Here is a 12,365-nt window from a genome sequence, read left to right as displayed (position 1 = left end):
AAATCCCATGTTGAATAGCATGGGTTTGTTTTTATAGTGATTACATATAAAGCAAAATCATGGATACGTAATAGCTTTTTTATCTTTCGCTCTCTTTGATGTTATTCCGCCCGCTGCTGATCCCCTCTGCCTGCGCGGCAAAGTCCATACCCTCCCCGCTGGTGACGCTCCAGCATGCGGAACTTGCTCCGGCCCCCAGCGGCGCAAGCACGACGCATCTGGCGCTGTCGCCGGTGTGTGACGGGTCTTAGCTAACCCACTCCGGGCGCCAGCCAAACCTGGCAAAGCCTTCCCATTCTTCCATCCCGTCGATCATGCTGCACTGCAACTCCCCGAATAGAAAACCGACGTCTGGTATTAAAAAACTCGCGCATAAACAGGTTATTAACTTCACGACAAAGTTGTATTGGCGGAGATCGTCATGATGCCTCGTCGTGATGGATTCTGAGCAACGCTTTTTAATAGCCGTCAGTGACTGGCTAAGGTGCTGTTGTGTTACGAGTCATCCAGTCGTGACGGGTGGCTGAGGATGTCCTGAGTCTGGAAACTGGCGGTAACCGGTAACACCAACCGATGCATGAGGTGCTGGCCGGCAAGATTGAAGAAAACAGCCAGCCGCAACGCACTAAAGAGAGGCGATGGCAGTAATGAGCTGCTGGCAGACCGCAGACCTGAAATCGGGCAGCACGCGGGTCAAAGCAGACGCAGACCCTGACGGCGAGCGGCGTCCACCACCCAACCTAATGAGATTGTCATGACGACAGTGATACTTAATCAGCCCAATGTACCGGGCGTGGTGATCCCCGCGCCGGAGGCGGGCGACACGGTGATTAAAAACACCTTCTTTTTTCCTGATGTGGATCCGAAGCGGGTGCGCGAGCTGATGCGGCTTGGGCAGACGGTGTCAGATGCTCGCCTGCGCAATGCCATCAAGACCGGCATGGCGGAAATTAATGCAGAGCTTTACGACTACCGGGCGCGCCAGATTGCCGCAGGGCTCAGGCAACTGGCCGACGTGCCTGCTGAGGAAATCGACGGCGAGAGCGAGCACGTTTTCCACTATCTGAGCGCCGCGACGGCGTTGGCGACCGCCAATCTGTATGAACACTATCGCGGCGTTGGGGCCAACGGTAAGGGTGACAAAAAAGCGCGCAGCGTTGAAACCACCATCGATGACCTGTGGCGGGATATGCGCTGGTTCGTCTCGCGGCTGCAGGACAAACCGCGCTGTTTCAGGGGGCAACGCTGATGAAAGTTTACGCGATGCAGGGCGACATCCTCGACGCGCTTTGCTTCCGGTATTACGGGCGCACTGAGGGCGTGGTTGAGGCGGTGCTGCAGGCTAACCCTGGCCTGTGTGAGTTGGGCGTCATTCTGCCGCATGGCGCGGCAATTGACCTGCCTGACGTTGAAACATCACCCACAGCGGAGACCCTGAATCTATGGGACTGACAATGGAAAGGTTCAGCACCTTTGTCACCTACTGGCTGGCGGTGCTGCTGGCGTATTTCGGGGCGCAGACTCCCGAACGGCTTGCGCTTTATGTGGGGAGCCTGTGCGCCATTTTTACGGCTGCGGTGAATTTCTGGTACCGGCGCAAAACCTTTCGCTGTCTGACCGAAACCGGCGTCGGCAAAGGCAATGCTCGTGAGTTCAATGGTTAAGCGTTGCAGTGTGGCCATAGTGCTGGCGCTGGCTGCGCTGATGCCTGATTTTCGTCTGCTGCATATCTCGCCTGAAGGGCTGGCGCTGCTTGCCGACCTTGAAGGATGCCGGTTGCGGCCCTACCAGTGCAGTGCGGGCGTATGGACGTCAGGCATCGGCCACACTGGCGGAGTGGTTCCGAAACGCGATATCACCGAGCGCGAAGCCGCGGCAAATCTGGTTGCCGATGTGCTGAATACCGAGCGCCGTCTGGCAGCTTGCGTACCGGTCACAATGCCGCAGCCGGTGTATGACGCGCTGGTCAGCTTCTCCTTTAACGTCGGTACCGGCGCGGCCTGTCGGTCGACGCTGGTTTCCTATCTCAAGCATCAGCAGTGGTTCCAGGCATGCGACCAGCTTACCCGGTGGGTGTACGTCAACGGCGAGCGCAGTAAAGGCCTCGAAAATCGTCGCCAGCGTGAGCTTGCTTACTGTCTGAAGGGGGTGCAATGAGGCTGTTCGTCGTACTGTCAGTACTGGCCGCGCTCGGCCTCCTGTGGCTGCGCAATGAGAACGGCAATCTGTCCCGTGCTGTTGAGACGGCAAACCGCGTCGCCAGCCAGCAAAAGACGACGATTAGCATGCTGGAAAATCAGCTCAGTGTTGCCGGCAAGCTTGCCCGACGTAATGAATCCGCGCAGATGGCGCTGCGCGAACAGCTCGCAAAGTCCAGTGAGGAAGCCAGCCGTCGTGAGCAGATGATTACGAGGTTACTTAATGAAAATGACGTTTTTCGCCGCTGGTATCACGCTCCTCTGCCTGATGCTGTGCGTCGGCTGCACGCCCGCACCGCCTGCGTCAGCGCCGGTGATTGTAATCAGCGGATGCCCGAGGGTGAGCCTTTGTCCGATGCCGGAAAGTGACCCGAAAATCAATGGTGACCTGAGTGCGGATATCCGCCGTCTTGAGCGCGCGCTGACTGCCTGTGCGCTGCAGGTCAAAACCGTCAAACACTGTCAGGATGAAATCGATGCAGAAGTACAAAAGCCTGCGCAACGCGCTGATTAGCGCCGTACCGCAATTCAAAAATAACCCCGATATGCTGCGTTTTTTCGCTGACAGCGGACATACGGATTCCCGCCTTGCAAGTTCGCTCTCCTTCGAAAAAGTGTACGTGCTTAACGTGGTGGTGACCGGCTTCACCGGCGAACTTGATTCGATATTTGTGCCGGTGCAGGCGTGGCTGCGCGAACATCAGCCGGACATGATGACCAGCAATGACGGACGTGAGAAAGGCTTCACCTGGCTGGCTGATATCAATAACGACGATTCGCTTGATATCAGCATCAGTCTGAAACTGACCGAGCGCACGCTCGTAGAAGAGATCGACGGTGTGCTGCACGCCAGCTATGCCGCTGAGCCACCACCGCCTGAGCCGGTGAGTCGTCCCACTGCGCTGTATGTTAACGGCGAGCTGGTGAGTCAGTGGGATGAGTGAGTTTACGATACTGCGGTAGCGTCTGGCAGCTCTGATAGCCAGCTACGGCAAATCAACCGTGAGATGAGAGCCAAAGACCGGGCAAATCCTCACTGCCGGGACGTGCAGCGTAACCTGGATTGAGCCGACACGATAAGCAGCGGATTGAAGAGGTGATTATCAGCCATCTGAGCAAGTCATTATTGTGTGAACCATCACCGGAGCCGCCCGGATTGGCGCGGCTCCAGAACCGAGGCATCCTTACACTATGAATACGTTATCCACAATACAGGAGCTTGCGCGCGCTATCCGCAACCTCATCCGCTCGGGTGTGGTGACTGAGGTCGACACCGTACAGGGGGTCTGCCGTGTGCAGAGCGGCGGGATCCAGACTACCTGGCTGAACTGGCTGACCAGCCGCGCCGGTCGTTCGCGGACGTGGTGGGCTCCCTCGGTCGGTGAGCAAGTGCTGCTGCTGTCGATTGGCGGTGAGCTTGATACCGCTTTCGTACTGCCGGGGATTTTCTCCGACGATAACCCGGCCCCGTCTGCCTCGGCGGATGCGTGGCATATGGTTTTCCCTGACGGCGCGTTGATGGAGTACGAGCCTCAGACCGGCGCACTGACGGTCAGCGGCGTCAAAACCGCCGATGTGACGGCATCGGAGTCGATCACCGCCACCGTGCCGGTAGTGCTGGTGAAAGCGGCAGAGCGAATCACCCTGGATACGCCGGAGGTGATTTGCACCAACAAGCTGACGACGGCGACGCTTGAGGTGCAGAAGGGCGGCAAAATGAGCGGGAATATCGAGCACACCGGCGGGTCATTGTCATCCAATGGCAAGGTGCTCCATAGCCATAAACATCCCGGCGACAGCGGCGGGACAACGGGTGAACCAATATGACAGCACGCTATCAGGGTATGAACCGCAATAGCGGCCACAGCATCAGCGACACCGGGCACATCAGCCAGAGCATGCGCGACATTCTGCTGACGCCGGTTGGCTCACGGGTGATGCGTCGTGAATATGGCTCGCTCCTGTCGGCGCTGACTGATATGCCGCAAAACCCTGCGCTCAAACTCCAGATTATGGTTGCCTGCTACTCGGCGATCCAGAAATGGGAGCCGCGCATCAGGCTTAGCGCCATTAGCTTTGAGGCCGGCGACGCTGGCGAGATGTATGTCGATATCACCGGGATGCGCACCGATACCGGTGCGTCCGTTTCAACCACTGTTTCACTGAGTTAAATCATTATGGCAACTGTTGACCTGAGTCAGTTACCCGTTCCCGATGTGGTTGAGGAACTGGGCTATGAAACCATCCTTGCGGAACGCATTGCGACGCTGATTTCGCTTTATCCCGAAGAGCAGCAGGAGGCGATGGCGCGGACGCTGGCGCTGGAGTCTGAGCCGATTGTTAAGCTGCTGCAGGAAAACGCTTATCGGGAAATGATCTGGCGCCAGCGCGTGAATGAATCCGCGCAGGCGGTAACGCTGGCGTATGCCGCCGGTAATGACCTTGACGTTATGGCCGCCAACAACAATACCGATCGTCTGATCATCACTCCGGAGGATAACTCCACCATTCCGCCAACGCTTGCCGTCATGGAGTCCGACGGTGATTTGCGGCTGCGTGCGCAGCAGGCGTTTGAGGGATTAAGCGTGGCGGGTCCGGTCGGGGCGTATGAGTATCACGGTCGCAGCGCCGATGGGCGGGTCGCTGACGTCTCGGTGGAAAGCCCGACGCCCGCCTGCGTGACGATTTCTGTGTTATCCCGCGAGGGCGATGGCACCGCCAGCGCTGAACTGTTAAGCATCGTTGAGGCGGCACTCAATGCCGAAACCGTGCGCCCGGTAGGTGACCGCGTGATCGTCCAGTCAGCCGAGGTTGTACCGTATCAGATTGACGCGACGATCTACGTTTACCCCGGTCCCGAATCCGAACCCATCAGGCAGGCGGCAGAGCAGAAGCTGCAGAATTATATCAGCGCGCAGCACCGGCTCGGACGTGATATCCGGTTGTCAGCCATTTACGCGGCGCTGCATGTTGAGGGGGTACAGCGTGTTGAGCTGGCCGCACCGCAGGCCGACATTGTGCTGAGCAAATCGCAGGCGTCGAGCTGCATCGATTATCAGATAACGGTTGGGGGCTCGGATGAGTGACCGACTGCTACCGGTTGGATCATCGCCGCTGGAGGTCGCCGCCGCCGCCGCGCTGGCGCAGATTGAACGCGTGCCGGTACCGTTGCGCACGTTATGGAACTGGCGCAGCTGCCCGGTAAACCTGCTGCCGTATCTGGCGTGGGCACTGTCGGTGGACCGATGGGATGAGAAATGGCCGGAGGCGACCAAACGCAGCGTTATTGCCTCCTCGTTTTTCGTCCATCAGCACAAAGGCACCATTAGTGCATTGCGTCGGGTGATAGAGCCGCTGGGCTTTCTGATTGAGGTGCGCGAGTGGTGGCAGCTCGACGAGGAACCGGGCACATTCCGACTGGTGGTCGGCGTGCTCGACAGTGGCATCACTGACGAAATGTATCAGGAGCTGGAGCGCCTGATTGAAGATGCTAAACCGGCAAGTCGTCATCTTACCGGGCTTGCTATCAACCTGAGTTCATCGGGTGAGCTGTTTGTCGGCGCGGGATGCTACCACGGCGACGCGCTGGCGGTTTATCCCTATACCCCTGAGCAAATTGTCATTGGCGGTGACTATTACCCGGCCTCGGCCATCCATTTAATTGATAACCTGAGAGTGAACGCATGACAGCGAAATATTTTGCCATTCTGACCAATCAGGGCGCGGCGCGGCTGGCGAATGCGGCTGCGCTTGGCACCCAGCTTAACCTGACGCAGATGGCCGTCGGTGATGCCAACGGCGCGTTACCGACGCCAGACCCGGCGCAGACCAAACTTATTAATCAGAAACGCATTGCGCCGCTTAATCTGCTGGCCGTTGACCCGGCAAATACCAGCCAGATTATCGCCGAGCAGATCATTCCCGAGAATGAGGGCGGGTTCTGGATCCGCGAGATTGGCCTGTATGACGACGACGGCATTCTGATTGCCGTGGCAAACTGCCCGGAGACCTACAAGCCGCAGCTACAGGAGGGCAGCGGCCGTACGCAGACCATTCGCATGATGTTGATTGTGTCGAGCACGTCGGCAGTCACACTGAAAATTGACCCGTCGGTCGTACTGGCAACGCGTCAGTATGTCGATGATAAGGTTATTGAGGTGAAAGCCTATGCTGATGGTGTGATGGCCGCACACCTTGCCGCCGCTGGCCCGCATCCGCAATACCTGAAAGTGGCGGATATTGATAAATATACTCCGGTCGGTTTTCCGCTGCCGTGGCCGCAGGCAACGCCGCCCGATGGCTGGCTTAAATGCAACGGTGCAGCCTTTGATAAAGTGAAATATCCAAAGCTGGCCGTGGCTTATCCTTCCGGTAGTCTGCCTGATTTACGTGGTGAGTTTCTGCGTGGATGGGATGACGGGCGCGGAGTTGACACTGACCGAGCCTTGCTGTCTGCGCAGAGTGACGGTACTAGAACACAATCAGGTTATTTCTGGGCGAGGCAATTCAAAACTGTTCAGCATACGGGGGCAACATCTTCCGGGGCTGTTCAGGGCGCCACAGGCATATTTTCACAAGAAGACAATGCAGCAACATCCGGGTGGGATTATGTAGAAAATACAAGGTCGGGAACGCCTAGCGGTGCAAACCGAATTAATCTGAATGTTGGTAATGCATCTGAAACGAGACCACGTAACGTGGCGTTTAACTATATCGTAAGGGCTGCATGATGGAGAAAGCAACGCTGAATAAAAACGGGATTGCGACAAAGACCGGTGATATTACTGTTTATAACTACAACGGTGAAACGCGCGAATATCTGACGTCATCAGTTGAATTTCTGGCTGTGGGAGTGGGGATTCCTGCCAATTCTTGCTCCGATGCGCCAATCGATGAAAAGAATAATTTTGCCATTTGTCGTAAGGCCAGTCTTGATGGATGGGAATATATCGAAGACCACCGGGGAAAAATAGCTTATGACACGGAAACCGGCCAGCCTGTCGAAATTTCTGAACTTGGTGATTATCCTGCCGGTGTGACCACCATCGAACCGCTGACGCCTTATGACCGCTGGAACGGTAGCGAGTGGGTCACGGATGAGGATGCGCAGAAACGCGGTAATGTAATGGAAGCTGAACAGAAAAAAGCCGCATTACTGGCCGAAGCGCAAAACACTATCAGCCTGTGGCAGACCGAGCTGCAACTCGGCATCATCAGCGATGAGGATAAAGCCAGCCTGATTAAGTGGATGAAATACATTCAGGCACTGAAGACGGTCGATGCCTCCACTGCACCGGATATTGAATGGCCGGTAAAACCGGAATAAGTAAAGCGGGCTGATGCCCGCCTTTTTTTTAGTTTATTTATGTGCCAGCCGTCATCCACCTGTGACAAATAGCTCCTTCCCTGACCAGCCAGGATAATAACACTCGCCTACTAACCACGGAGTTAACCGGATGAGTGATTTTCACCACGGCGTACAGGTGCTTGAAATTAACGACGGCACCCGCGTCATATCCACTGTCTCGACTGCAATCATCGGCATGGTCTGTACGGCCAGCGATGCAGATGCCGCGACATTTCCCCTCAACCAGCCGGTACTGATTACCAATGTGCAGAGCGCCATTGCGAAAGCCGGTAAAAAAGGCACGCTGGCCGCATCCCTGCAGGCTATTGCCGACCAGTCAAAACCCGTCACCGTCGTTGTGCGCGTTGCCGAAGGTACCGGAGAAGATGCCGAAGCGCAGACCATTTCCAACATCATCGGTGGCACCGATGAAAACGGTAAATACACCGGAATCAAGGCGCTGTTGACTGCCGAAGCGGTTACCGGCGTTAAGCCGCGCATTCTCGGCGTGCCGGGTCTCGATTCGCAGGAGGTCGCGACCGCGCTGGCGTCGGTCTGTATCAGCCTGCGCGCATTTGGTTATGTCAGCGCATGGAATTGCAAGACCATTTCCGAAGCAATGGCCTATCGCGAAAACTTCAGCCAGCGCGAGCTGATGGTCATCTGGCCTGATTTTCTGGCATGGGACACCACCGGGAACGCTTCCGCGACGGCCTATGCCACTGCACGCGCGCTCGGCCTGCGGGCTTACATTGACCAGACTGTCGGCTGGCACAAAACCCTGTCTAACGTTGGCGTGCAGGGCGTTACCGGCATCAGCGCTTCAGTATTCTGGGATTTGCAGGCATCCGGCACCGATGCCGACCTGCTCAACGAGGCCGGGGTTACGACACTGGTGCGCAAAGATGGTTTCCGTTTCTGGGGTAACCGCACCTGCTCTGATGATCCGCTTTTCCTGTTTGAGAATTACACCCGCACCGCGCAGGTGCTGGCCGACACGATGGCCGAGGCGCACATGTGGGCGGTCGATAAGCCCATCACCGCCTCGCTTATCCGTGACATTGTTGACGGCATTAACGCCAAGTTCCGTGAGCTGAAATCTAACGGCTACATCCTGGACGGTGAATGCTGGTTCGATGAGGAATCGAACGATAAGGAAACTCTCAAGGCCGGGAAACTGTATATCGACTACGACTATACGCCGGTTCCCCCACTGGAAAGCCTGACCCTGCGCCAGCGTATCACCGATAAGTATCTGGTGAATCTGGCCGAATCGGTCAATAGCTAAGGAGCCTGAAATAACATGGCACTACCCCGCAAACTTAAATATCTGAATATGTTCAATGACGGCCTCAGCTATATGGGCGTTGTTGAATCCGTGACGCTGCCGAAGCTGACGCGCAAGCTCGAAAACTATCGCGGCGGCGGCATGAATGGCGCGGCCGCGATTGACCTCGGCCTCGACGATGATGCGTTAACCGTCGAGTGGTCTGTAGGTGGCCTGCCCGATGTGGCGCTGTGGGCGCAGTACGCCGCGCCGGGTGCAGATGCCGTGCCGCTGCGTTTCGCTGGTTCCTATCAGCGCGACGACACCGGCGATATCGTCGCGGTCGAGGTGGTCATGCGTGGCCGTCATAAAGAAATCGACGGCGGCGAGAATAAGCAGGGTGAAAACAGCTCGACCAAACTGTCGACCGTTTGCAGCTATTACCGTCTCTCGATTGATGGTAGCGACATCATCGAAATCGATACCGTTAACATGGTTGAGAAGGTGAACGGCGTCGATCGTCTGGAACAGCATCGCCGCGCAATCGGTCTGTAATCCCCATACCGGTCAGCATTGCTGGCCGGTTATTAACTCCCATTCAGAGCAGAGACAAACTTCATGACTACAGCAAAGCACCAGGCCCCTGAATTTACTGACGAGGCTGGCAATGAAATCGCAACCGTAAACCCTCACGTCGTGACGCTGGATTCGCCGATTAAGCGCGCCGGCCAGACGATTGATCAAGTCACCCTGATTGAGCCGAACGCGGGTACCCTGCGCGGTGTCAGCCTGGCGGCAGTGGCGCAGTCGGAAGTCGATGCGCTGATTAAGGTGCTGCCGCGTATGACCAGCCCCGCGCTGACCGCGCAGGAACTTACCGCAATGAAACTGCCCGATATGCTGTCGCTGGCCGCTAAGGTGATTGGTTTTTTGTCACCGGCTTCGGTGGAGTAAATTTCCCGTCCGACCTGTCGACTGATGACCTGATGGCGGATATCGCAGTTATTTTTCACTGGCCGCCATCGGAGCTCTATTCCCTGAGCCTGACCGAGCTCATCACATGGCGCGATAAGGCGCTGCAGCGTAGCGGAAATCAGAATGAGTAATAACCTGAGGCTTGAGATTTTGCTAAAAGCGGTCGACCAGGCGACCCGACCGCTGAAGTCCATCCAGGCCGCGAGTAAAACCCTGTCGGGTGACATTCGCGACACACAAAAGGGGCTGCGCGACCTGAATGATCAGGCGTCGAAAATCAACGGCTTCCGTGAGACAAGTGCGCAGTTGGCCGTGACCGGTCAGGCGCTCGACAGGGCGAAGCGCGAAGCGGGTGAGCTGGCCGTGCGGTTTAAAAACGCCACCAATCCTACCCGCGCACAGGCGCAGGCACTCGAAGCGGCAAAGCGTGCAGCCTCTGAGCTGCAGACCCAATACAACGAACTGAGAATCTCGGTTCAGCGCCAGCGTACCGGACTGATGCAGGCCGGTATTAATACCCGCAGCCTGTCTGCCGATCAGCGTCGGCTGAAAGCCTCCATCAACGAGACGACGGCGCAGCTTAACCGACAGCGTGAGGCGCTGGCGCGTGTCAGAGCACAACAGGCGAGGTTGAGCCAGGTCAAAGCCCGTTACGAAACCGGCCAAAAGCTGGCTTCTGGCGCGCGGAATGCCGGTATGGCCGGTGTTGGCATCGCGATGAAAGGCTTGAATGCCTCATCGCAGTTTATTGCTCCCGGTATCGACTTTGATAAACAGATGTCCGGCACGCAGGCGATTCTCGATCTGAGTAACAGCGATGAAAAACTTGCGGCTATCAGGCAACAGGCGCGGGATATCGGCGCGAAGACCGGGGTTTCACCAGGTAATGTGGCGCTTACTCAGACGACGCTGGCGCGTTCCGGATACGACGCTGATGCCGTACTGGCTGCCACGGGATCGACCATTAATCTCAGCCTGGCTGCGGAGGTTGATACTGCCGAAGCCGCCGATATTATCACCAGTATCCAGTCTGCGTTTAATCTGTCCACGACGGAAGTTGAACGCGTAACGGATGTGATGACGGAAGGTTTTACGTCGTCCAAAACCGGTCTGATCGAGTTTACGGAGGCGATGAAGTCCGTCGCGCCCACAGCAGAGGCCGCAGGTGCCAGCATTGAAGATACTGCCGCCGTGATCGGCATACTGGCTGATAACGATATCAAGGGCTCGATGGCGGGAACGAGTGCCAGCGCCATTTTCAGCAGGCTGCAGGCTCCACAGGGGCAGGCTTCTGACGCCCTTAAAGAGCTGTCAGTCACCACGCAAGATAATAACGGAAATATGCTGCCGGTTGAGAAAATCCTCAGTGATATCCACCGCTCATTTGATAAAAACCAGCTCAGTAGCGCGCAGCAGGCTGAATATCTGAAAGTTATTTTCGGTGAAGAGGCGATGGCAGGCGCAGTGAAGCTGGTTGCTGCTGCGGGTAATGGCCAGCTGGCGGAGAAGCGCAATCAGATTGGTGACTCTAAAGGTACTACCGCACGGATCGCAAAAATCCAGACGAATAACCTCGACGGTGATTTGAAAAAACTGCAGTCAGCCTCGGAAAATTTGCAAATTGAGGTATTTGAAAAAGAAGACTCAGCACTGCGTAAGTTAACCACATCAGCCACAGGCTGGGTGGATACTTTACGAACATGGACAAAAGCCAATCCAGAGCTGACGAAAACCCTTTTTACAGTAGTTACCGGGGCGCTGGCTTTCATCGGTGTGATTGGCGTTATTGGTCTGATTGCGTGGCCGATCATTAGTGGGATAAATGTCATCATTACTGCTGCTGGCTTTCTTGGCACCGCGTTTACCGTGGTAGGTAGCGCTATTGTTACCGCGCTCGGCGCGATTACCTGGCCGATTGTGGCCATAGGCTTGGTGATTGTGGCTGGCGCGTTGCTGATCCGTAAATATTGGGAGCCCATCAGCGCATTTTTCTCAGGGGTGATTGAGGGGGTCATAAGCGCCTTTGCGCCGGTCGGGGAGATGTTCACTCCGCTGACTCCGATCTTTGACGAGCTTGGTGAGAAATTAGGTGGCGTCTGGCAGTGTTTTAAAGACCTGATTGCGCCGATCAAGACGACGCAGGAAACGCTCGACAGTTGTAAAAACGTCGGCGTCATATTCGGTCAGGCGCTGGCCTCAGCACTGACAGCACCGCTTGACGTATTTAACAAGCTGCGCAGCGGCGTCGACTGGCTTCTGGAAAAGCTCGGCATTATCAGCAAAGAGTCGGACATTCTCGACCAGACCGCCATCAAAACCAATGCCGCCACGCAGGGGAATTCTTACATTCCGGCGACCAGCAGCTATGGTGGCTATCAGGCTTACCAGCCAGTTACCGCACCGGCAGGGCGCTCTTACGTCGACCAGAGCAAAAGCGAATACAACATCACGCTTTCGGGCGGTATTGCACCGGGGCATCAGCTTGACCGTCAGCTTCGCGACACCGTCGAGCAGATTGATCGCGAGAAGCGTGCGCGTGCGCGTGCCAACATGAGTCATGACTGAGGGAGGATAAAAT

Annotated in this window: 18 protein-coding genes and 1 pseudogene; 18 read left to right on the top strand and 1 reads right to left on the bottom strand. The window is 56.4% G+C overall.

Annotated features, from left to right (window positions below):
- Positions 1 to 118: 118 nt before the first annotated feature.
- Positions 119 to 392, bottom strand: a pseudogene (locus RIN69_RS19215) (phage terminase large subunit family protein); the annotation flags it as partial.
- Between the two features lie 362 nt (positions 393 to 754).
- On the opposite strand from RIN69_RS19215, the gene RIN69_RS19210 reads away from it, so the two are divergent.
- The 18 genes from RIN69_RS19210 (at position 755) to RIN69_RS19125 (ending at position 12,352) form a co-directional block, all read left to right on the top strand.
- The gene (locus RIN69_RS19210; protein ID WP_313853825.1) at positions 755 to 1,249 is read left to right on the top strand and encodes a head completion/stabilization protein; all 495 of its coding nucleotides are present in this window, start codon (positions 755 to 757) and stop codon (positions 1,247 to 1,249) included.
- Positions 1,249 to 1,452, top strand: a complete 204-nt coding sequence (locus RIN69_RS19205; RefSeq protein ID WP_313853824.1) for a tail protein X — start codon at positions 1,249 to 1,251, stop codon at positions 1,450 to 1,452. Before RIN69_RS19210 ends, RIN69_RS19205 begins: the two co-directional genes overlap by 1 nt.
- Entirely contained in the window at positions 1,443 to 1,664 is a 222-nt protein-coding gene (locus RIN69_RS19200) for a phage holin family protein (protein WP_313853822.1), read from the top strand. The genes RIN69_RS19205 and RIN69_RS19200 overlap by 10 nt, the downstream gene beginning before the upstream one ends.
- Entirely contained in the window at positions 1,648 to 2,157 is a 510-nt protein-coding gene (locus tag RIN69_RS19195; protein WP_313853820.1) for a lysozyme, read from the top strand. Before RIN69_RS19200 ends, RIN69_RS19195 begins: the two co-directional genes overlap by 17 nt.
- Positions 2,154 to 2,567, top strand: a complete 414-nt coding sequence (gene lysB / locus RIN69_RS19190) for an Rz-like lysis system protein LysB (RefSeq protein ID WP_313853819.1) — start codon at positions 2,154 to 2,156, stop codon at positions 2,565 to 2,567. Before RIN69_RS19195 ends, lysB begins: the two co-directional genes overlap by 4 nt.
- Positions 2,467 to 2,712: an Rz1-like lysis system protein LysC gene (gene lysC / locus RIN69_RS19185; protein ID WP_313853818.1), complete on the top strand. Its 246-nt coding sequence runs from the start codon at positions 2,467 to 2,469 to the stop codon at positions 2,710 to 2,712. The genes lysB and lysC overlap by 101 nt, the downstream gene beginning before the upstream one ends.
- Positions 2,675 to 3,142, top strand: a complete 468-nt coding sequence (locus tag RIN69_RS19180; protein ID WP_313853817.1) for a phage tail protein — start codon at positions 2,675 to 2,677, stop codon at positions 3,140 to 3,142. The genes lysC and RIN69_RS19180 overlap by 38 nt, the downstream gene beginning before the upstream one ends.
- 247 nt (positions 3,143 to 3,389) lie before the next feature.
- Positions 3,390 to 4,025, top strand: coding sequence for a phage baseplate assembly protein V (locus tag RIN69_RS19175; protein WP_313853816.1), 636 nt, complete (start codon positions 3,390 to 3,392; stop codon positions 4,023 to 4,025).
- On the top strand, positions 4,022 to 4,369 hold the full coding sequence (locus RIN69_RS19170) for a GPW/gp25 family protein (RefSeq protein WP_313853815.1): 348 nt from the start codon (positions 4,022 to 4,024) through the stop codon (positions 4,367 to 4,369). Before RIN69_RS19175 ends, RIN69_RS19170 begins: the two co-directional genes overlap by 4 nt.
- A 6-nt stretch (positions 4,370 to 4,375) precedes the next feature.
- The gene (locus tag RIN69_RS19165; RefSeq protein ID WP_313853813.1) at positions 4,376 to 5,284 is read left to right on the top strand and encodes a baseplate assembly protein; all 909 of its coding nucleotides are present in this window, start codon (positions 4,376 to 4,378) and stop codon (positions 5,282 to 5,284) included.
- Complete coding sequence (locus RIN69_RS19160; protein WP_313853812.1) at positions 5,277 to 5,885, top strand: phage tail protein I; 609 nt, start codon at positions 5,277 to 5,279, stop codon at positions 5,883 to 5,885. Before RIN69_RS19165 ends, RIN69_RS19160 begins: the two co-directional genes overlap by 8 nt.
- Positions 5,882 to 6,928 (top strand): phage tail-collar fiber domain-containing protein, encoded by a 1,047-nt coding sequence (locus tag RIN69_RS19155; protein WP_313853811.1) that lies wholly within the window; start codon positions 5,882 to 5,884, stop codon positions 6,926 to 6,928. The genes RIN69_RS19160 and RIN69_RS19155 overlap by 4 nt, the downstream gene beginning before the upstream one ends.
- Positions 6,928 to 7,524, top strand: a complete 597-nt coding sequence (locus RIN69_RS19150) for a tail fiber assembly protein (RefSeq protein WP_313857808.1) — start codon at positions 6,928 to 6,930, stop codon at positions 7,522 to 7,524. The genes RIN69_RS19155 and RIN69_RS19150 overlap by 1 nt, the downstream gene beginning before the upstream one ends.
- 130 nt (positions 7,525 to 7,654) lie before the next feature.
- Positions 7,655 to 8,833, top strand: coding sequence for a phage tail sheath protein (locus RIN69_RS19145; RefSeq protein ID WP_313853810.1), 1,179 nt, complete (start codon positions 7,655 to 7,657; stop codon positions 8,831 to 8,833).
- Between the two features lie 15 nt (positions 8,834 to 8,848).
- A complete protein-coding gene (locus tag RIN69_RS19140; protein WP_313853809.1) occupies positions 8,849 to 9,367 on the top strand; it encodes a phage major tail tube protein in 519 nt (172 codons plus the stop codon).
- 63 nt (positions 9,368 to 9,430) lie between these two features.
- A complete protein-coding gene (locus tag RIN69_RS19135; protein WP_313853808.1) occupies positions 9,431 to 9,766 on the top strand; it encodes a phage tail assembly protein in 336 nt (111 codons plus the stop codon).
- Between the two features lie 32 nt (positions 9,767 to 9,798).
- Entirely contained in the window at positions 9,799 to 9,918 is a 120-nt protein-coding gene (locus RIN69_RS19130; RefSeq protein WP_313853807.1) for a GpE family phage tail protein, read from the top strand.
- The gene (locus RIN69_RS19125; RefSeq protein ID WP_313853806.1) at positions 9,911 to 12,352 is read left to right on the top strand and encodes a phage tail tape measure protein; all 2,442 of its coding nucleotides are present in this window, start codon (positions 9,911 to 9,913) and stop codon (positions 12,350 to 12,352) included. The genes RIN69_RS19130 and RIN69_RS19125 overlap by 8 nt, the downstream gene beginning before the upstream one ends.
- Positions 12,353 to 12,365 lie beyond the last annotated feature (13 nt).

The sequence above is a fragment of the Winslowiella toletana genome (genome assembly GCF_032164335.1).
Classification (GTDB): Bacteria; Pseudomonadota; Gammaproteobacteria; order Enterobacterales; family Enterobacteriaceae; genus Erwinia; species Erwinia toletana_A.
Note: the sequence above shows the minus strand (reverse complement) of the source record. Positions and strands in the feature narration are given on the sequence as shown.